This is a genomic window from Micromonospora sp. RHAY321, from assembly GCF_023896955.1.
Classification (GTDB): domain Bacteria; phylum Actinomycetota; class Actinomycetes; order Mycobacteriales; family Micromonosporaceae; genus Micromonospora.
In genome coordinates this window covers 630,743-649,921 of the sequence record NZ_JAMHIW010000002.1, presented here as the reverse complement: position 1 = coordinate 649,921, position 19,179 = coordinate 630,743, and the positions used below count along the sequence as shown (strand labels likewise).

Below are 19,179 nucleotides of genomic sequence, written 5' to 3'. Positions count from 1 at the left end.
GCCGCAGGCGGGTCGTCGCGCTTTGCCATCCGATGAACGCGGTGTGTCAACACACCGAGCGGGGTCGTGGCCACCGCTCAGCTCACCGCGACCGTGCGCAGCTCGCCGGCCGCCGCCGGGTCGGGGCAGCCGGCGAGGGTCAACGCGTCGCGCAGTTCGACGGCGAGCAGCGCCAGCGCGTCCCGTGCGGCGGGCTCACCGCCGACGGCCAGCGCCCAGAGCAGCGGACGGCCGACCAGCACCCCGGCGGCACCCAATGCGAGCGCCCGCAGCACGTCGGTGCCACCGCGGATGCCGCTGTCCAGCAGCACCTGGCAGCGGTCGCCGACCGCGTCGACCACCTCCGGCAGCATGGTGACGCTGGCCGGCGCCCCGTCCAACTGCCGGCCGCCGTGGTTGGAGACGACAACCGCGTCCGCGCCGGTCCGTACCGCCTCGACCGCGTCCCGGGGGTCCAGCACCCCCTTGACCACCAGCGGCAGGTCGACGTGCTCGCGCAGCCAGGCCAGATCCGCCCAGCCCAGCGCCGGCGCGAACGACGCGTCGGTCGCGGACAGCCCGGGGGCGCCGGCGTGCGCCAGGGCGTCCCGCCCGCCGGGCAGGTTCGCGGCGATCACCTCGACCGGCAGCCGGAACGCGTTGCGCAGGTCGCGGGGGCGCCGGCCGAGCACCGGGACGTCCACGGTGACGACCAGCGCTCGGCAACCCGCCGCGACGACCCGGTCCAGCAGATCGCGGACCAGTGCGCGCTCACGGAGCCAGTAGAGCTGGAACCAGACCTCGGCGCCCGTGGCGGCGACCTGCTCGATCGGCGTACTGGCCAGTGTGCTGGCCAGGTACGGCACCCCGGCCGCGCCGGCCGCCGCCGCGAGCGCCAGCTCCCCGTTGGGGTGCACCAGCCGTTGGTACGCCATCGGCGCCACCCCGACGGGCATCGCGTACGGGCGGCCGAGCAGCCGGGTGCCCAGGTTGGCCGTGCTCACCCCGCGCAGTACCCGGGGCAGCACCGCGACGCGGTCCAGGGCGGACCGGTTGGCGCGCAGGGTCACCTCGGCCGCGCTGCCGCCGGCGACGTAGTCCCACACGGCCGGCGGCAGCACCGCGCGGGCCCGCTCGGCGTAGTCGTCGAGCGACACCGGTGACATGCCATCTCCTCGGGGTCGACAGAAACGTCATCGTCTGGCCGCCCCGCACCGTCCGCTGCCGGCGCCCGCCCGACGACGGTGCAGAACCTAGCCGCTGTCGATGATGGGCCCCGCAACCCGCCCGTCACCAACCCCTGCCGTGCGAGCAAAACCGGTTGCGGGCCCCGGTCGGCCCCCGCAGGCTCAGGCGGATGGACGCACCACATCTGCCCGACGTACCCGACACCGACGACGCCGTGGCCGCGCGGATCGACGTGGCGCTGGTCCGCCGCCTGGTCGCCGAGCAGTTCCCGCACTGGGCCGACCTGCCGGTACGCGCGGTGGAGGTCGGCGGCTGGGACAACCGCACCTTCCACCTGGGCGACACGATGACCGTGCGGCTACCCAGCGGCGAGGGGTACGCCCTGCAGGTCGCCAAGGAACAGCGCTGGCTGCCGGTGCTCGGCCCACGGCTGCCGCTGGAGGTGCCCACGCCGCTTGCCCACGGCCGGGCCGGTGCCGGCTACCCGTACCCCTGGTCGGTCTACCGGTGGATCGACGGCCAGACGGCCCGGCCCGAGCGGATCCACGACCTGACGCGGTTCGCCACCGACCTCGCCGGCTTCCTGCGCGCCCTGCGGAGCGTCGACGCCACCGGCGGGCCGGCGGCCGGCCCGCACAGCGCCTGGCGGGGCGCGCCGCTGTCCACCTACGACGCGGAGACCCGGGCGGCGATCGAGACGCACCGCGACCGGCTCCCCGTCGACACGGTCACCGGCATCTGGCAGGCCGCCCTCGACGCCACCTGGGCCGGGCCGCCGGTCTGGTTCCACGGCGACGTCGCGTACGGCAACCTGCTGGTCCGCGACGGCCGACTCGCCGCCGTCATCGACTTCGGTTGCTGCGGTGTCGGCGATCCCGCCTGCGACACCGTGATCGCCTGGACACTGCTGCACGGCCCCAGCCGGGCCGCGTTCCGTGACGCGCTCGACGTCGACGTGGCCACCTGGGCGCGGGGGCGCGGCTGGGCGCTGTGGAAGGCGCTGATCACCCTGGACAACCCCGAGCCGGCCAAGGCCGCCGAGGCTCACCACGTGCTCGATCAACTGCTCGCCGAGCGCACCGTGTCCCGCTGAATCCCCGTACCGTGTGGACATGGCCAGCTGGGACGACGTCCGCCGGATCGCGCTCGCGCTGCCTGAGACCACCGAGCGGGCCTCGTACGACGGGCTGCCCGCCTGGCGGGTGCGGGACAAGCCGTTCGTCTGGGAGCGACCGCTGCGCCGTGCCGACCTCGCCGCCCTCGGCGCCGCCGCGCCCGACGGGCCGCTCCTCGGCGTGCGGGTGCCCGACCTGGGCGTCAAGGAGGCCCTGCTCGCCGACGACCCGTCGGTCTACCTCACCACCCCGCACTTCGACGGCTACCCGGCCGTGCTGGTCCGGCTCGACCGGATCAGCCTGCCCGAGCTGACCGAGGTGATCACCGAGGGGTGGTACGCCCGAGCCCCGAAACGCCTCGCCGCCGCCCACCGGGCCCGGCAGGTCCGGACCACCGGGTCGTGACCCGACCCCGTGGTTGGCACCCACTGCGTGCCGGCGACCATCGACGGCGTCAGCGGTCGGCCGGGGCGGCGTGTTCGGTGCGGCAGCGCGGGCAGCGGAGTCGGGCCCCGGCGGCCCGTGGTACGCGTAGCCGCTGACCGCACGCGCAGGTGAACACCGGCCGGGTCACCCACAGGTACTCGTCGCGGTCGCGCTGCGGCCAGCGGCCGTGGCAGCGGTTGCACCGTTTCGGCGGGTAGCTGTGGTAGTAGGCCAGCCCCAACGCGCCCGCGATCATCACGGTGGCGGAGAACGGCAGGCCCAGCAGCGCGAGGAGGGCGGGCAGCACCGCGCCGATGCCGTCGGACAACACCCCGCCGACCACTGTCAGTACCACCAGCGGCAGGCCGAGCAGAAGTCCCGCGAAGCCCCACGTGAAGACCAGTAGGGACGGCACGAAGAGCGCCCGCACCTTACCGGGCGCCCAGCGGGCCACGCCGTACCCGCCGCAGCGCGGGCAGTTCGGCGAAGCCCGGTGCGGCACGGACCGCAGTGCCTTCGGCGCGAGCCACTCGACGAGCCGCTTGAGGATCTCCTCGACCAGTTTCGTCGCCAGGGACTGAAGGAACGAACTGAGCACGCCGGACACCTCCCCACCCACGCAGACGGCCCGGCGCGCAGACCGGACGCCGGTCCCCGGCCCGTCGCCATCGTGACCGGCGGACGCCACCAGGCCGGCCCAGCGCGCCGACGCCGCCACGCGGGCGACATCAATCCGACAGCGCCGGTCACGCACCGCCCGGGAAGTTCGTCGCGCGTTCGTCTCCTGGCCGGGTGGGCGTCGGCAGGGGCGACTAGCGTCGGCCGTCGTCACCGCGCGCCCGGGCCCGGGCGGCCGGACGACGCTCGGCACCGGGCACTGGCCGGCGCCCGGGACGCCCCGATCCCCAGCGCCAGGAGGCCGCCGCGCATGACGTCGTCATCCACCCGCCGCACCACGGCCGAGGTCACCGCCGTCCACCGGATCGGCGACAGCGCGCCGCACAGCGCGTTCACCGACCTGGTCCGGTACGCCGGGAGCTGGTTCTGCGCCTTCCGGGAGGCCCGGACCCACCTCTCCGAGGACGGCGTGATCCGGGTGCTGACCTCCACCGACGGGCGGTCGTGGACGTCCGCGACGGTCGTCCGCCAGGCCGGGACCGACCTGCGCGACCCGCGCTTCGTCCCGCGGCCCGACGGGCGGCTACAGCTGCTGGCAGCGGGGGCAACCGGCGAGACCACCAAGGCGTTCCAGACACTGGCCTGGCTCTCCGCCGACGGGCACGCCTGGGGCGACCCTGTCCCGGTCGGCGAGCCGGACGTCTGGGTGTGGCGGGCAGCCTGGCAGGACGGCGCGATGTACGGCGTCGGCTACGCCACCCGGAAGCCACGGTTCGCCCGGCTCTACCGCAGCGGGAACGGCATCGACCTCCAGCCGTGGGTGCCGACGCTCTTCGAGGGCGGCTACCCCAACGAGTCGGGGCTGGTCTTCGACCAGGACGGCACCGCCATCTGCCTGCTGCGCCGCGACGGTGACGCCGCAACCGCCCAGCTCGGCCGCGCCAGCCCGCCGTACCGGGACTGGAGCTGGACCGACCTCGGTGTCCAGATCGGCGGGCCGGCGCTGCTCCGGCTGCCCGACGGGCGACTGCTAGCGGGGTTGCGCCTGCTCGACGGCGAGGTGCGCACCTCGGTCTGTGCCGTGGACCCGGAGCGGGGCGAGCTGACCGAACTGGTCGCACTGCCCTCCGGCGGCGACACCAGCTACCCCGGCCTGGTCTGGCACGACGACCTGCTGTGGGTCAGCTACTACTCCTCCCACGAGGAGCGGACCTGCGTCTACCTGGCCGAGGTCAGCCTGACCGGCTGAGCGACCGGACGGCCGCCGGACGGTCGGCGCGGGGGCGACGTCCACCCGGTGCAGCGGGCCGGTCACGGCGTGGCCGCCGAGGGCAGCGCGTCAGCCGAGCGGACCACCCTGCCGGTGGTGGTGCCGGGCGACGGGTCGGGCGGGCGCGGGATCCCCGGCGGCGCGGCGCGCCAGGCAACCGGCGGATGGCCGGTGAACACCCCCTCGCCGGCCCGTCGGGCGTCCGTCGCTGTTGGACTCTCTGCCGCCACTGCCGATCACCACCCATCATCGATGGCCGCCACGTACACCTGTCGGGGTTCTGCGCGGAACCCTACGAGGCCCACCGAACACATCGCCAGGTGCAAATGGGTGGATCAAAGGGGCGGCTGGCCGGTTGCCGGCAGGCCATTCGACGGGCAGGATCGGCCGCGTATGCCGACAGCGCGTCACCGCCGGTTGACGCAGCGGAGCGACCCGGTCATCCCGGCGGCGCCGGAGCCAGCGCCGGAGTGGGGGTTTCGGCGTGGATGTGGAAGCGCAGCGAGCGGGCGTCGGTGAAGCACTCCCGCATCGGGCGCACCAGGTCCCGGTGCTCGGGGCTGCGCTCCCAGCTCTCGAAGTCGGCCAGGCTCGCCCACTCGCTGGTGATCAGCCACTGCTCCGGGTCCGTCGACGAACGACAGACCTGGTCGACGAGATGCCCCGGCACCCCGCCGGCCACCAGGTGCCGGACCGCCTCGTACGCGGCGAGGAACTGCTCGGTACGCGGCTCCGGCACCCGCACAAGGAACACCACCCGTGCCCGCTGGTCGCTCATGGCGTCTCTCCCCTCACCGGCGCGGCCCCGCGCAGGACCAGCGCGCTGTTGAAACCGTCGAAGCCCCGCGCGCACACCAGCGCGAGCCGGCTGCGCGGCCGGCGGTGCTCGCGCAGGAAGTCCAGCTCGCACCCGTCGGCCACCTCGTCCGGGCCGGCGGAGGCGGGCAACGTGTCGTGCGCGAAGGCCAGCAGCGCGGTGGCCACGTCCAGCGCCGACCCGCCCTGATGGGCCCGCCCGGTCAGCGGCTTCTGAGTCGTCACCGGGGGCGTCCGGTCGGCGAAGACCGCCCGCAGCGCCTCGGCCTCGCTGCGGTCGTAGCGGGCGACGCCGAGGGCGTCGGGCAGCACCACGTCGATCCCGGCCGCGGCGACGCCGGCCCGGTCCAGGGCCAGCCGCATCGCCCGGGCGTACTGGGCCGGGTCGCCGGCGCTCTCCGCCGTGGTGTGCGCGGCGTCGTGGGTGGCGCCCCAACCGCTGACCTCGCCGTAGATCCGGGCGCCCCGCGACAGCGCGTGCCCCAGCTCCTCCACCACGAACACCGCACCACCCTCGGCTGGCAGGTAGCCGCTGGCGGCGGTGTCGAACGGCTGGTACGCCCGCTGCGGGTCGGCCACGTCGCTGAGCAGGCCGGAGCGCAGCTGGCAGGCCAGCGCGTACGGGCTCAGCGGGCACTCGGTCGCGCCGGCGATCACCACGGGGGTGCCCCGGCGCACCGCGCGGGCGGCGTGCGCCAGGCTGTCCAGTCCACCGGCGGCCTCCGCGACCAGCACCCCGCTCGGGCCCTTGAACTGGTGATGGATGGAGAGCTGCCCGACGCTGGCCGCGTAGAACCAGGCGATCGACTGGTACGCCCCGACGGTGCGCGACGAGCCGCCCCAGAGCCGCTGCAACTCGCGCTGCCCGAACAGGTTGCCGCCGGACGAACTGGCCAGGGTCACCGCGTAGCCGTACGGATCCGGTGCCCGTTCGGGCAGGCCGGCGTCGGCCAGCGCCAGCCGGGTGGCGGCGAAACCCAGGTGCGTCCAGCGGTCGGTCTGCACCAACTGCCGGCTGTCGGCGTACGAGTCGGCGGTGAAGTCGGGCACCTCCCCGCCGAGGCGCGTCGGGTAGCCGGTCGGGTCGAACAGGGTGATCGGCCCGGTCCGTCGGGTGCCGGCCAGCACGGTGCGCCAGTGCGCGTCCGCGCCGATGCCGCTGGGCGCGACCACACCGATGCCGGTCACCACCGCCCGGGCGGTCACCGGGCCACCACCGTCCCGGACAGTCGGCGGAACACCATCGCCGACTGGAAGCCGCCGAAGCCGCTACCCACCGACAGCGCCACGTCCACCGGCACCTCCCGCGACTCGTTCGGTACGTAGTCCAGGTCGCACTCCGGGTCCCGGGTGGTCCAGTTGGCCGTCGGCGGCACCACGCCGAACTCGATGGCGAGGGCGCACGCGGCCATCTCGATCGACCCGATGGCGCCGAGCGAGTGCCCGACCATCGACTTGATCGAGCTGATCGGCACCCGGTACGCGGCCTGGCCCAGCGCCCGCTTGAACGCGGCCGTCTCGTGCCGGTCGTTCTGCCGGGTGCCCGAGCCGTGCGCGCTGATGTAGGAGACGTGCTCCGGCGCGATCCGCCCCTGCTTGAGCGCGTCGCTGACGGCCAATCCCATCTCCAGCCCGTCCGGGCGCAGCCCGGTCATGTGGTAGCCGTTGCTGCGGCTGGCGTACCCGGCCACCTCGCAGTAGACGTGCGCGCCGCGCCGGCGGGCGTGACCGGCCTCCTCCAGCACCAGGACCGCCGCGCCCTCGGCCAGCACGAACCCGTGCCGGTCGGCGTCGAACGGGCGGGAGGCGTGCGCCGGGTCGTCGTTGTCCGGGCTGGTCGCCTTGATCGCGTCGAACGAGGCGACCGTGACCGGCGAGATCGGCGAGTCCGCGGCGCCGGCCAGCATGATGTCGGCCTCACCGTCCACGATCATCTGGTGGGCGTAGCCGATGGCGTCGATGCCGGAGGTGCAGCCGGTGGAGACCACCTGCGCCGGGCCGTGCAGCCCGTGCCGGCAGGCCACGTCGGCGGCCAGGCTGCTGGGCACCAGGGCCTGGTAGAGGTACGGGCCGCCCCGCGCCGCGTCGACCAGCCAGCGCCGGCCGTGCTCGCTGACCGCCACGTACTCCTGCTCCAGGGCCATCGTGCCGCCCACGGCGGTGCCGAGGACCACCCCGGCCCGGTCCCGCTCGGCATCGGTGAGCACCAGCCCGGCGTCGGCGACCGCCTCGGCGGAGCACGCCAGCGCGAACTGCACGTACCGGTCGGCCCGGAGCTGCTCCGCCTCGGTGAGCCCGGCGGCGACCGGGTCGAAGTCGCACTCGGCGGCGATCTGCGAGCGGAACGCCGACGGGTCGAAGAAGCTGATCCGCCGCGTGGCGGTCCGCCCCTCGGTGATGGTCTTCCAGAAGCGGTCCCGGCTGGCACCGCCGGGCGCGACCACCCCGATGCCGGTCACCACCGTGCGGCGCCCGGTCACGACACCACCTCGGCTCGCGACCGCGGGGCTCGCAAACCCGGCTCACTCCTCGCGCTCACCCTGCCGCCTATTGTTCGCGACTGCGGGGCTCGCAAACCCGGCTCACTCCTCGCGCTCACCCTGCCGGCTCTGGCTCGCGACTGCGGGGCTCGCAAACCCGGCTCACTCCTCGCGCTCACGACCCGCCTCGCTGTTCGACGAGCTCGGTGTCGACGTGCCCCAGCTCCGGGCGGGGGGCCAGCGGACCCAGGTGGAAGACCACCTCGGCCGGTTCGACGCCGGTGTTGCGCAGGCGGTGTCGCACGTTGACGGGCACGAACAGCGCCTCCCCGGCGGCCAGCAGCGTCGGCTGGTCGTCCAGGTCGACGGTGATCGACCCGCGCGCCACATACAGGAACTCCTCGCTGTACGGGTGGTAGTGCTCGGCGATCCGCTCCCCCGGTGCGAGCGCGGCCACCCCGAGGAAGCCGGAGGTGCTGCCGACGGTGCGGGGGCCGAGCAGCACCCGCAGCTCACCGCCGCGCCGCCGGTCGGCGGGTACGTCCTTGGCGGCGATCGGCCGGGTGCTCAGGTCACTCATCGTCGGCCTCCGTCGCCTCGTCGCCGGCCGCCGGGCGGCCCTGGTCGGCGTGCTGCCGGGCGATGCGCTCCACCCGGTCCTTGATCACCGCGAGCTGGATGGCGCTGTTGGTGTTGATCCGCTCGGTCATCGCGGCGTTGTCGACCGGCGCGGTCGGCTTCATGGCGAAGTCCTGCGTCCAGGTCATCCGGGTGCCGCCGGCCTCCTCGGTGTAGCGCCAGTGGATGCGCATGTACTCGAACGGCCCGGTCTCCACCCGGTGCGCCCGGACCTGCCGGCTCACCGGGTCGGCGGTGCGTTCACTGACCCAGCTCCAGGAGACCCCGTTCTCGTCCGGGTGCATGGTGAGCCGGAACCGCACCGTGTGCCCGTCGCGGTGCAGGATCTCCACCACGGCGTACTCGGTGAACAGCTCCGTCCAGTTCGCCACGTCGTTGGTGATCTCCCAGACCAGTGCCAGCGGCGCGTCGATGAGCACGCCGTTCTCGGTGTGCCCGGGCGGGTCGGCGCGGCGGGCGACCAGGTCGGCCACCGCCGGGATGCTCAGCGCGCCGGCCTGCTCGGGGATGCTCACCTGCCACCGGTCGGCGACGACGGCGGACAGCTCCAGCAGGGCGAGCGAGTCCATGCCCAGCTCCTCCAGCGACGCGGCGGGCGCCCTGGCCGCGGCGTCGGCGTCCAACCCGCAGTGCGCCACCAGGATGTCGGTGATCTCGGCGGTCAACGGGCGACCATGGGTGACGGTCATCGGGTCCTCCTGTGGGATACGTCGGGCTCCGCGACGGGAGCGGGGTTCGGTGCGGGGATGGCCGCCGGCCGCTGCGCGGGCGCCGGACCTGGCGCGGCGAGCAGGCGGTCGACCAGGCCGGTGGTGTAGCGGCCCTTGCGGAATGCGGCGTCGTCGAGCACCCGCCGGACGAACGGAATGGTGGTGCGCACGCCCGGCCCGGCGATGTCGAACTCCTCCAGGGCGCGCTCCAGCCGGTTGAGCGCCAGCTCCCGGTCGGGCGCCCAGACCACCACCTTGGCCAGCAGTGAGTCGTACCAGGGACCGACCAGGTAGCCGGTGCTGGCGTGGGTGTCGACGCGGGTGAACGGGCCGCCGGGCGGCACGAACCGTTCCAGCCGGCCCGGGGTCGGCGCGAAGCCGCGCTCGGGATCCTCGGTGTTGACCCGGCACTCCACCGCGACGCCGTGCAGCCGGATCTCCTCCTGCCGCCAGCGCAGCGGCACCCCGGCGGCGATGTGCAGCTGCTCGTGCACCAGGTCGATTCCGGTGACCATCTCGGTGACCGGGTGCTCCACCTGGATCCGGCAGTTGATCTCCAGGAAGTGGAACCGCTCCTCCGCGTCGACGAGGAACTCCAGCGTCCCGGCGCCGACGAAGCCGACCTCCAGCGCGCCGCGCAACGCGGTCTCCGCGATGGCGTCGAGGGTGCTGGCGGGCAGCGCCGGCGCGGGCGCCTCCTCGACCAGCTTCTGGTGCCGGCGCTGCACCGAGCAGTCCCGGGTGCCCAGGTGCACCCCGTTGCCGTGGGAGTCGCAGAGCACCTGCACCTCCACGTGCCGGGCCTCGGTGAGGTACCGCTCGACGTACACCCGGTCGTCGCCGAAGGCGGCCTGAGCGGCGGCCCGGGTGCGGGTGTACGCCCGGGCCAGCTCGCCCGGGGCGCGTACCACGGTCATTCCCCGGCCGCCGCCGCCCGCGGCGGCCTTCACGATCACCGGGTAGCCGATGGCGTCGGCCACCTCGGCGGCCGCGGCGGCGCTCGGCACCGGCTGGACGCTGCCCGGCGGCAGGGGCAGGCCAGCCCGGCTCATCAGGGCCCGGGCCGAGGACTTGTCGGCCAGCGCCGCCATCACCGCCGGCGGCGGGCCGATGAAGACCAGACCGTTGTCGGCGCAGATCTCGGCGAAGTCGGCGTCCTCGGAGAGGAAACCGTAGCCGGGGTGCACGGCCTGCGCGCCCACCTGCCGCGCCGCCTCCACGATCGCGGCGGCGTTGAGGTAACTGCGGCGGCTCGACGCCGGCCCGATCCGGACGGCCTGGTCGGCGAGGCGGACCGCCGCCGAGTCGGCGTCCGCGGCGGAGTAGACCACCGCCGTCCGGATGCCGAGCTCCCGGCACGCCCGCAGCACACGCAGCGCGATCTCACCCCGGTTGGCGATCAGCATGGTCTCGAACATCGGTCACCCCACCCGCGCCATCAGGCCGGATCCAGCTCGACCAGCGGCTGGTCGTACTCCACCGGCTGGCCGTCGTCGACGAGGATCGCGACCACCCGACCGGCGCGGTCGGCGACCACCTCGTTCATGAGCTTCATCGCCTCGACGATGGCGACCGGTTGACCCGGGCGGACCAGGTCGCCGACCGCGACGAACGGCGCCGCTCCCGGCTCCGGCGCCCGGTAGAAGGTGCCGACGATGGGCGCCCGCACCGCGGCGTGTCCCGGCACCGGCGGGCGGATGAGCGCCGCCGGGGGGCCGGGCACCGTCGCGGCCGGCGACGCCGGCGCTTCCCCATCCGGCGGCGGAGCCGGGGGTACGTCCGGTCGCGCCGCCTCGCCGGGGTGCCACTCCACCTCCAGCACCGCCGGGCCGCTGCGCAGCCGGATCCGGCGCACCGGCCCGGTCAGCTCGGCGACCAGCTGCCGCGCCTGCCGGCGCAGCCCGGCCAGCACCTCCTCGTCGCGCGCCCCGGCGTCGTCGGGTCGACTCCCCTCCGCCGGGTGGCCCGCCCCGGGGCGGACCCCGTCGCCTGGATCGGCGTGCAGGCACGCGCCGTCGTGCCCGGCCGGCCGACGGTCGGCGCCCGGCGACCCGGCGGCGGGCGCGGCGTCGTCGGCAGGGTCCTCCACAGCGGACGACACTCGCTCGGCGGCGGTCACCGGGCACCCGCCCGGGCAGCGAAGCGCGCCGCGCCGAACCGCCGGAACCGCTGCCGGCGGAGGCGGACCAGCATCGCGGGCGGTACGTCCAGCAGCGGCAGCAGGTTGGCCAGCAACGCGGCGCGCAGCCGTCGGGCGGTCTCCGCCGGGTCGTCGTGCGCGGCAGGCGCCGGCTCCGGCACGATCTCGTCGACCACGCCGAGCCGCCGCAGGTCGGGCGCGGTCAACCGCAACGCCCGGGCCGCCTGCGGCGCGGCGGACCGGTCCGGCCAGAGGATGGCGGCGCAGCCTTCCGGGCTGATCACCGAGTAGACGGCGTGCTGGAGCATCAGCACCCGGTCGGCGACCGCCAGTGCCAGCGCGCCGCCGCTGCCGCCCTCGCCGGTGATCACGGCCAGCACCGGGGTGGGCAGCACGGTCAGGGTGAGGATGTTCTCCGCGATGGCGGCCGCCTGGCCCTGCTCCTCGGCGTCCACCCCCGGGTCGGCGCCGGGGGTGTCGACGAGGGTCACCACGGGCAGACCGAGTCGGGCGGCGAGGCGCATCAGCCGCAGCGCCTTGCGGTGCCCGGCGGGGCTGGCCATGCCGAAGTTGCGGGCGACCAGCTCGGCGGTGGTGTGCCCCTTCTGGTGACCGATCACCATCACGTGCCGGCCGTCCAGCCGGGCCACGCCGCCGACGACCGCCGGGCAGTCCGCACCGAGCCGGTCGCCGTGCAGCTCCACGAACCCGTCGAAGACGGAGTCGAGGTAGTCCAGAGTGGTCGGCCGTCCGGGGTGGCGGGCCACCCGCACGGTGTCCCACGCGTCACACGCCGTCGACCCCGGCTCGCCGCCGGGCGCGGGGGTGCCCGGCGGCCCGGTGAAAGCGTCCCGGCCGTCGCCGGCCAGCGGAGGCGCCGACTCGGCGCCGGCCAGGCGCTCGCGGCGCGGCGCCAGCTCCTGCCGGGGTACGGGTGGACGGACCGGACGGGCGGCGCGGGTCGCGGCCAGCAGCGCCATCAACCGTCCGCGCAGCGACCGGCGCTGCACCACCATGTCGACCTGACCGTGCCGCAGCAGGAAGTCGGCGGTCTGGAAGCCCTCCGGCAACGCCCGTCCGGTGACCTGGCGGATCACGCGGGGGCCGGCGAAGCCCATCCGGGCGCCGCTCTCGGCCAGTACGAGGTCGGTGTTGGTGGCGAACGACGCCGCCACGCCGCCGTAGGTCGGGTCGGTGAGGACGCTGACGGTGAGCAGACCCGCCTCGCGCAGGGCGGCGATGGCCTGGCTGACCGTGGCCATCTGCATCAGCGACAGCGCGCCCTCCTGCATGCGCGCCCCACCGGAGGCGGTGACCAGGATGAGCGCGGTGCGGTCGTCCAGCGCCCGCTCGGCCGCCCGGGTGATCAGCTCGCCCACCGCGCAGCCCAGGCTCCCGCCGAGGAACCGGAAGTCCATGACCGCCAGTACGGCCGGGTGCCCGCCGATGGTGGCGGTGCCGCAGACGACCGCCTCGGCCAGCCCGGTGCTGGCCCGGGCGGCGGTGAGCCGGTGCGGGTACGGCAGCACGTCGACGAAGTCGATCGGGTCCGCCTCGGGCAGTCGCCCGGACAGCGGGCGCAACGATCCCGGGTCCACGAGCTGGCGGAGGCGTTCGGGGGCGCCGAGCCGGGCGTGTTCTCCGCACTCGGGGCAGACGTCCAGGTTGCGCCGCAGGCGTTTGCGGTAGAGCAGGCTCGCGCAGCCGGCGCAGCGGGACCAGAGCTGCTCCTCGCGCGGCGCGGTGGCCGTCACGACCGCCGCCCGGCGTCCGCGGCGTCGAACCGGTAGAAGCAGCGCGCCATCGCGTCGCGCGGCTCCCGCCAGGTCGGCAGGTACGGCGAGACGTACGGCCGCAACCGGTCGCTGACCCGGACGAACTCGGGATGGCCGCGGGCGGCCTCCACCGCGCCGTGCGCCGGCTGCTCGGTTTCGAGCAGGTGCACGTAGAGGTCGTGCAGGCGGTACAGCGAACGGTGCCGGACGCCGACCAGGCGCGGCAGTTCCGTCGCGTCGGACTCGGCGAAGATCTCGGCGACCCGCTCCTCGGCGGTCGGGACCACCTTCGCGACGATCAGCGATCGGTCCATGGCTGGGCCTCCCCCCACGGCGTCCGGGCCGGCGGCGGGTGACCCCCGGACGCGCTGGACGACTGCCGACACGATGCGTCAGTCCTCGTCACGGCGGCGTCACCGTGACGGGCCGTTCTGCGACGCTCGCTGGTGACGCTGCGTTGACGCAACCTGTGTATCAGCTATGTGCCGCGCTGCCCTCGACCGACGGATCCCCGTGTAAGTTTGACCAGTTCAGAAGCGATCTCATGGTTGACCGTCACCGATAGAAGGTCCACGCCGCCGTTGACGCACCGTGACCGCTATTGATAATCTTCACCGTGGTCAGCCCGGCGGCTCCGGCGGGCGGGGCCCCGCCCCGACAGCCGTGGTCGCGCCCCGACGTCGGGGTCGACAGTGGCGTCACGGGCAGCCATCCGGGACACAGGAGACAGTCGGGACGAGCGTTCCGCAGGGGGTGCCGCCGTGGCCGCTGATCCGTCCGTGCCGACCGCCGGAGGTCCTCCCGACGCTGGCGTCTCACTGCACCTGCTCGGCGGTTTCCGACTACTGCGCGGCGCGACGCCGGTCGTGGTGCCGCGCGGGTTGCAACGGGTCATCGCCCTGATCGGGCTGCGCCCCGGCGCCACCCGCAGCCAGCTGGCCGGGCTGCTCTGGCCCGACGCCTCGGAGGAGCGGGCGCTGTCGTCGCTGCGTACCGCCCTGTGGCGGCTGCGGCAGGACCCGTGCTGCCCGATGACCGTGGCCGGTGACACCGTGCGCCTCGGCCCGGCCGTCCGGCTCGACGTCGACGACCTGGTCGGCACGGCGGCCCGCGTCCGCGACGGCGACGACCCCCGTACCGCCGCCGGAGCGCTCGCCGCCGGCCGGCACGACCTGCTGCCCGGCTGGTACGACGACTGGGTCCTGCTGGACCGGGAACGACTGCGCCAACTGCGCCTGCACATGCTGGAGCAGGTGGCCGGGCAGCACCTCGTCGCGGGGCGGCACGGTCAGGCGCTGGAGGCCGCGCTGGAGGCGATGGCGGCCGAGCCGCTGCGCGAGACGCCCCACCGTCTGGTGGTGCGCATCCACCTCGCCGAGGGCAACGCGTTCGAGGCCGTGCACGCCTTCTACGTCTACCGGGACCTGTTGCGCCGGGAGCTGCGCCTGGAACCCAGCCCGGCGATGAGCGCCCTGCTCGACGACACCCTCGCCCCGATCCGCGAGGCGAGCCGGGAGGCGGCCGGCCGGCCGTCACCGGTCGGCCGGCGCACGTGACGGTGACGTGACAGGCGCTGCGGCACGGTGTGCACCCAGGAGCACGTGGCCGTCGACGCGAGGGTCGGGGAGCCACCGGCGGAAGGGGTCCCATGAGTCGTCTACTGATCGTCAGCCGGATCATCCCGGGCGCGGAGGGGCGGGTCGCGCAGATCTTCGCCGAATCCGACGCCACCGAACTGCCCGGTCTCACCGGTGTCACCCACCGGTCCCTGTACTGCCTGCACGACCTGTACGTGCACCTCATGGAGACCTCGGACGTCGACCCGGACGCGCTCGCCGCGGCCCGCAACCACCCGCTCTTCCGGCAGGTCAACGAGCGGCTCTCCGCGCACACCTCGCCGTACCTGCCGACGTGGCGCTCCCCCCGGGACGCGATCGCCGGCTGCTTCTACCGGTGGGACGCGGCCGAGGCGCCCGCGGCGCACCCGGCCGGCTGAGCGGACGGCCGACGTGTCCGCCCCGCCACCGCACGTCCTGATCATCGGCGCCGGCACCGGTGGGCTGTGCCTGGCGCACGGGCTGCGTCGCGCCGGGATCAGCGTCGCCGTCTACGAGCGACACCACCACCGCGCCGAGGGGTTGCTCGGCTACCGGGTGGGCATCGGCCCGACCGGTAGCCGGGCCCTGCGGGAGTGCCTGCCACCGGAACTGTTCGCCACGTTCCTGGCCACCTGCGCCCGGCCGCCGCGCTACTTCAACGTGGTCACCCAGGGGCTGCGGCAGACCGCCTCGTTCGAGCTGCGACCGGATGCCGACCCGGTGCACACCGAGCACTCGGTGGCCCGGATGGCGCTGCGCCAGGTGCTGCTGACCGGCCTGGACGACGTGGTGCACTTCGACCGGACCTTCGTCCGCTACGAGCAGCGCGACGACGGTACGGTCACCGCGTACTTCGCCGACGGCACCAGCGCCACCGGGGACCTGCTGGTGGCCGCGGACGGCACGCACTCGGCGGTGCGCCGCCAGTATCTGCCGCACGCGGTCACCCGGGACGCCGGCACCATCAACATCGCCACCCGCATCCCGCTGACCTCGCACACCCGCGACCTCGTCCCCGAACGGGTCCGTCAGGGCATCTCGCTGATCTTCGGCACGGGCGGGATGATGGGTGTCCTGCACGTGATGGAGTTCCGGTGGGACGCCGGGCGGGCGATCAAGCCCGGCGTCGACGACGCCGAGGCAGCCCTGTTGCGTGACTGGCCCGGCCTGGCCCACGACACCACCACCGACAACATCAACCTGATCGTCTGGAGCGCGTCCCGCCGCTTCCCGGCGGATGTCATGCAGCGCCGGGGCGAGGATCTCGTGCGGGTCGCCCTGGACCTCACCCCGAACTGGCACCCGCACCTGCGGGAGCTGTTGACCCTCAGCGACCCGGACAGCGCCCTACCGATCAGGGTGACCACGTCCGAGCCGGTGCCGCCGTGGAAGAGCAGCACGGTCACCCTGCTCGGCGACGCCATCCACACCATGACGCCGGGTCGCGGGGTGGGCGCGAACACCGCGCTGCGCGACGCCCGCCTGCTCTGCCAGCAGCTCACCCGCGCCGTCGCCGGCGACAAGACACTGCTGCAGGCGGTCGCCGACTACGAGGCCGCGATGGTCCCGTACGGCTTCGCCCGGGTCACCGAGTCACTCAACCGCAGCGGCACCAGCGGCGACGACCGGATGTACCGGCCGGTGGTGGGTCGGCTCGCGCTGCTCGGCGCGCGTGGCTACTTCGGGGTCACCAGCCGGGTGCCCCGACTGCGGCGCCGGTTCGTCGACGACTTCCACACCTACGAGGGCGACCAGGACTGATCGCGGTTCGAGAAACCCGGGCCCGGCGCCGCGCCGAGCCCGGGTTTCGACGTGTTCCGCGCGACGCTGCGTCACCCGCCGCGCACCGCGTGCGGCGACCGTCCCACCCGTACCACAGCCGACCCATCCTGCCTGTCGTCGTCAACGCGCGTGTGCAAAGCTGCGGCGAGTTTTTCTCGTGACTTTTCCGACGAGGTGATAGGGAGGTTCGCCGTGGCGTGGTCTATCGGACACTCGCTGATAGTGGTACTGGCACTGCTGCTGGGTCTGGCCGCCGGGTGGTTGCTGCGCGGCCGGCAGGGCGTACGGGCCAGCGGACACGCTCCGTCGATCGTGGACGGTGATCCCGTCGCTGGCCTGGCCGTGGTCGCCACCCCGGCGCCGGCGGCCACCACCGACGAGGCCCGGCCGGAGGCAGCCGTCGACCCGGCGCCCACCGCGGTCCTCGACGAGCCGACCCCGGTGGACACGGTGAGCGCGCCGGCAGCGGTGATCACCACGCCGGACGGTTCCGCGCCGAGCACTGTCGACCCGGGCGACCTGGCGCTGACCGACGCCCCGCCCGCCGGCCCCGCCGCCGAACGGTCCGACGCGGACGACCTCCCGCCGGTGCCGGTCACGGACCCGGAACCCGCGCCGGTCGCGGTGCAGGAGCAGCCAGCTCCGGCGGTCGTCGTCGCCCCCCGCCAGCCGGTGGACGACAGCACGCCCACGGACGCGCCGCTGGGCGACGCCCCGCACGCCGATGCCGAGCCGATCGAGGCCACCTCGACGGAGGTCGCGCCGGTCGAGGCCACGCCGGTGGACACCACGCCGGCCGACACCACGCCCGCCCACACCACGCCGGCCGACACCGCCTCGGCCGACACGACGCCGGCTGACGTCGACGCGGAGCCGGTGCGGGCCACGCCGCCGGTCCGCCCGACCGCCACCGCCACCCCGCCGGTGCGTCCGACCGCCGCCACCCCACCGACCGGCGCGGACACCGACCCGACGGGCCCGGCCGACGACTTCCGCCGGATCCAGGGCGTCGGGCCGAAGATGGCCGCCGCGTTGCAGGCCGCTGGCGTGCGCACCTACGGCCAGCTCGGCGAGCTGGACGAGCCCGCGCTGCGCGACCTGATCCGGGCCGCCGGCCTGCGCGCCGCGCCCGGGCTGGCCAGTTGGCCGCAGCAGGCCCGCCTCCTGGCCGGCGCCGGCGACGAGATGGTCGCCGTACTGCCCGACGGCAGCCAGGGCTGAGGTCCTACTCCGAGCCCCCGGCGGCCGTCCACCCGACGGCCGGCCGGGGGCTCGGCCGTTCGGCGGACCGGCGGCGGACCCGGTCGGGAGAAAACGCGACGAATCCGGGGTACGGCTGCCGGCCGCTCGTTACCGTCGGTCGAGGTGGCCGGAACGGCCCGCCAACCTCGACCGGCCCTGCAGGAGCAACCCGTGCACTTCGCCGCGCCGGAGCCCGGGTCCCGCCCCCCGGTGCGCGACCCGGAGTCCCCGCGCCGGGTGACGCTGCTCGAACTCTTCTTCGACCTGGTGTACGTCGTCGCGCTCGCGCTCATCTCCCGCGGCATGGTCGTCGGCCTCGACTGGCACCGGGCCGCCGAGGCGCTGATCCTGCTGGGTGCCGTCTGGTGGACCTGGGCCATCACCACCCTGGTCACCGACATGTACGACCCGGAACGCACCGAGATCAAGCTGCTGATCACGGCGGTGATGTTCGGCGCGCTGCTGATGACCACCGCCATCCCCGAGGCGTTCGGCGCCCGAGGGCTGGTCTTCGCCGCCACCTACGTGGCGATCCACCTCGGCCGTGGGTTGTTCCTGATGCCCATCGTGCGCCGCCATCCGGAGACCCAGCGCAGGGCGGCGCGGATCTTCGTCTGGTTCGCCGTGTCGGCGATTCCCTGGATCATCGGTGGATATGTCAGCGACGACGCCCGGATCATCTGCTGGGCCGTCGCGCTCGCCATCGACTACGGCGGTTTCCGGCTGGCGTACCCGGTGCCCGGCCTCGGGGTCGTGCCGGAGAAGCAGCGCAACGTCACGGCCGAGCACCTCTCCGAGCGTTACCAGCAGTTCTTCATCATCGCCCTCGGCGATGCCATCCTGACCATCGGCACCATGTTCAGCCTGGCGCACTCCGAGGCGGAGAACATCGGCTCGTTCGCGGTCGCGTTCCTGACCACCCTCGTGCTCTGGCGGATCTACGTGCACAAGTCCGGAGAACTGCTGCCGGTGGCCATCCAGGCGTCCAGGGAGCCGAGCAAGTTCCTGTTCACCGCCCCGTACACCCACCTGCTGATGGTCGCCGGGGTGGTGACGACAGCCGCCGGGTTCCACCTGGTGCTGCACGAGCCGACCGGGCGAACCCCGCCGGCCTGGCTCGCGGTGATCCTCGGCGGCCCCGCACTGTTCCTGGCCGGCCGGGCCGCCTTCGAGTACGAGGTGTTCAGCCGGGTGTCGCTGTCCCGCCCCGGCGGCCTGCTGGCGCTGCTGACCATCGCCCCGGCTGTGCTGTACCTCCCGCCGGTCTTCGCCTCCCTGGGCGCCCTGCTGGTGCTGACCGGTGTCGCGTACGCCGATTACCGGCGCAGTCGCGGCAGGCCGCCGGAGGAGCCCGCACCGCCACACTGAAACCGGTGTGCTGTGGCACGACGACGTGAACGG

20 protein-coding genes are annotated in these 19,179 nt (G+C 74.4%); 8 read left to right on the top strand and 12 right to left on the bottom strand.

The annotated features are described in order from the left end of the window. Window positions 1–77 precede the first annotated feature (77 nt). The gene (locus tag M8C17_RS07320) at window positions 78–1,145 is read right to left on the bottom strand and encodes an alpha-hydroxy acid oxidase (protein WP_252415621.1); all 1,068 of its coding nucleotides are present in this window, start codon (window positions 1,143–1,145) and stop codon (window positions 78–80) included. Window positions 1,146–1,336: 191 nt separating this feature from the next. Between M8C17_RS07320 and M8C17_RS07315 the strand changes: the two genes are divergently transcribed. Continuing rightward, the gene (locus tag M8C17_RS07315; RefSeq protein WP_252415620.1) at window positions 1,337–2,260 is read left to right on the top strand and encodes an aminoglycoside phosphotransferase family protein; all 924 of its coding nucleotides are present in this window, start codon (window positions 1,337–1,339) and stop codon (window positions 2,258–2,260) included. Window positions 2,261–2,279: 19 nt separating this feature from the next. Beyond that, entirely contained in the window at window positions 2,280–2,687 is a 408-nt protein-coding gene (locus M8C17_RS07310) for an MmcQ/YjbR family DNA-binding protein (RefSeq protein WP_252415619.1), read from the top strand. Between the two features lie 49 nt (window positions 2,688–2,736). Here the strand turns inward: M8C17_RS07310 and M8C17_RS07305 are convergent, their stop codons facing one another. Next, window positions 2,737–3,306, bottom strand: a complete 570-nt coding sequence (locus M8C17_RS07305) for a hypothetical protein (RefSeq protein ID WP_252415618.1) — start codon at window positions 3,304–3,306, stop codon at window positions 2,737–2,739. Between the two features lie 330 nt (window positions 3,307–3,636). Between M8C17_RS07305 and M8C17_RS07300 the strand changes: the two genes are divergently transcribed. Further along, window positions 3,637–4,575 carry an exo-alpha-sialidase gene (locus M8C17_RS07300; RefSeq protein WP_252415617.1) on the top strand — a complete coding sequence of 313 codons (939 nt, stop codon included), beginning with the start codon at window positions 3,637–3,639 and terminating at the stop codon, window positions 4,573–4,575. Between the two features lie 62 nt (window positions 4,576–4,637). Here the strand turns inward: M8C17_RS07300 and M8C17_RS07295 are convergent, their stop codons facing one another. The 10 genes from M8C17_RS07295 to M8C17_RS07250 form a co-directional block, all read right to left on the bottom strand. Beyond that, complete coding sequence (locus M8C17_RS07295; RefSeq protein WP_252415616.1) at window positions 4,638–4,826, bottom strand: hypothetical protein; 189 nt, start codon at window positions 4,824–4,826, stop codon at window positions 4,638–4,640. 209 nt (window positions 4,827–5,035) lie between these two features. Continuing rightward, window positions 5,036–5,374 (bottom strand): antibiotic biosynthesis monooxygenase, encoded by a 339-nt coding sequence (locus tag M8C17_RS07290; protein ID WP_252415615.1) that lies wholly within the window; start codon window positions 5,372–5,374, stop codon window positions 5,036–5,038. Continuing rightward, window positions 5,371–6,618, bottom strand: coding sequence for a beta-ketoacyl synthase N-terminal-like domain-containing protein (locus M8C17_RS07285; protein WP_252415614.1), 1,248 nt, complete (start codon window positions 6,616–6,618; stop codon window positions 5,371–5,373). Before M8C17_RS07285 ends, M8C17_RS07290 begins: the two co-directional genes overlap by 4 nt. After that, window positions 6,615–7,892, bottom strand: coding sequence for a beta-ketoacyl synthase (locus tag M8C17_RS07280; RefSeq protein ID WP_252415613.1), 1,278 nt, complete (start codon window positions 7,890–7,892; stop codon window positions 6,615–6,617). Before M8C17_RS07280 ends, M8C17_RS07285 begins: the two co-directional genes overlap by 4 nt. Before the next feature lie 175 nt (window positions 7,893–8,067). Next, window positions 8,068–8,472: a cupin domain-containing protein gene (locus tag M8C17_RS07275; RefSeq protein ID WP_252415612.1), complete on the bottom strand. Its 405-nt coding sequence runs from the start codon at window positions 8,470–8,472 to the stop codon at window positions 8,068–8,070. Next, window positions 8,465–9,220, bottom strand: a complete 756-nt coding sequence (locus M8C17_RS07270; RefSeq protein ID WP_252415611.1) for an SRPBCC family protein — start codon at window positions 9,218–9,220, stop codon at window positions 8,465–8,467. The genes M8C17_RS07275 and M8C17_RS07270 overlap by 8 nt, the downstream gene beginning before the upstream one ends. Further along, entirely contained in the window at window positions 9,217–10,659 is a 1,443-nt protein-coding gene (locus M8C17_RS07265) for an acetyl/propionyl/methylcrotonyl-CoA carboxylase subunit alpha (RefSeq protein WP_252415610.1), read from the bottom strand. The genes M8C17_RS07270 and M8C17_RS07265 overlap by 4 nt, the downstream gene beginning before the upstream one ends. Window positions 10,660–10,679: 20 nt before the next feature. Then, window positions 10,680–11,246 (bottom strand): acetyl-CoA carboxylase biotin carboxyl carrier protein, encoded by a 567-nt coding sequence (accB, locus tag M8C17_RS07260; protein ID WP_256482307.1) that lies wholly within the window; start codon window positions 11,244–11,246, stop codon window positions 10,680–10,682. Between the two features lie 110 nt (window positions 11,247–11,356). Beyond that, window positions 11,357–13,135 carry an acetyl-CoA carboxylase carboxyltransferase subunit alpha gene (locus M8C17_RS07255; RefSeq protein WP_252415608.1) on the bottom strand — a complete coding sequence of 593 codons (1,779 nt, stop codon included), beginning with the start codon at window positions 13,133–13,135 and terminating at the stop codon, window positions 11,357–11,359. Beyond that, window positions 13,132–13,470: a TcmI family type II polyketide cyclase gene (locus M8C17_RS07250; RefSeq protein WP_252415607.1), complete on the bottom strand. Its 339-nt coding sequence runs from the start codon at window positions 13,468–13,470 to the stop codon at window positions 13,132–13,134. The genes M8C17_RS07255 and M8C17_RS07250 overlap by 4 nt, the downstream gene beginning before the upstream one ends. Window positions 13,471–13,917: 447 nt before the next feature. Between M8C17_RS07250 and M8C17_RS07245 the strand changes: the two genes are divergently transcribed. The 5 genes from M8C17_RS07245 to M8C17_RS07225 all read left to right on the top strand — a co-directional run bounded on the left by M8C17_RS07245 (window position 13,918) and on the right by M8C17_RS07225 (window position 19,146). Continuing rightward, window positions 13,918–14,712: a BTAD domain-containing putative transcriptional regulator gene (locus tag M8C17_RS07245; RefSeq protein ID WP_374557476.1), complete on the top strand. Its 795-nt coding sequence runs from the start codon at window positions 13,918–13,920 to the stop codon at window positions 14,710–14,712. 92 nt (window positions 14,713–14,804) lie between these two features. Further along, window positions 14,805–15,152 carry a TcmI family type II polyketide cyclase gene (locus M8C17_RS07240; RefSeq protein ID WP_252415606.1) on the top strand — a complete coding sequence of 116 codons (348 nt, stop codon included), beginning with the start codon at window positions 14,805–14,807 and terminating at the stop codon, window positions 15,150–15,152. Between the two features lie 13 nt (window positions 15,153–15,165). Continuing rightward, window positions 15,166–16,515: an FAD-dependent monooxygenase gene (locus M8C17_RS07235; RefSeq protein ID WP_252415605.1), complete on the top strand. Its 1,350-nt coding sequence runs from the start codon at window positions 15,166–15,168 to the stop codon at window positions 16,513–16,515. Between the two features lie 243 nt (window positions 16,516–16,758). After that, window positions 16,759–17,757 carry a hypothetical protein gene (locus tag M8C17_RS32130; RefSeq protein ID WP_308209376.1) on the top strand — a complete coding sequence of 333 codons (999 nt, stop codon included), beginning with the start codon at window positions 16,759–16,761 and terminating at the stop codon, window positions 17,755–17,757. A 144-nt stretch (window positions 17,758–17,901) separates the two neighbouring features. Continuing rightward, on the top strand, window positions 17,902–19,146 hold the full coding sequence (locus M8C17_RS07225; protein WP_252415604.1) for a low temperature requirement protein A: 1,245 nt from the start codon (window positions 17,902–17,904) through the stop codon (window positions 19,144–19,146). The last annotated feature ends 33 nt before the right edge of the window (window positions 19,147–19,179 follow it).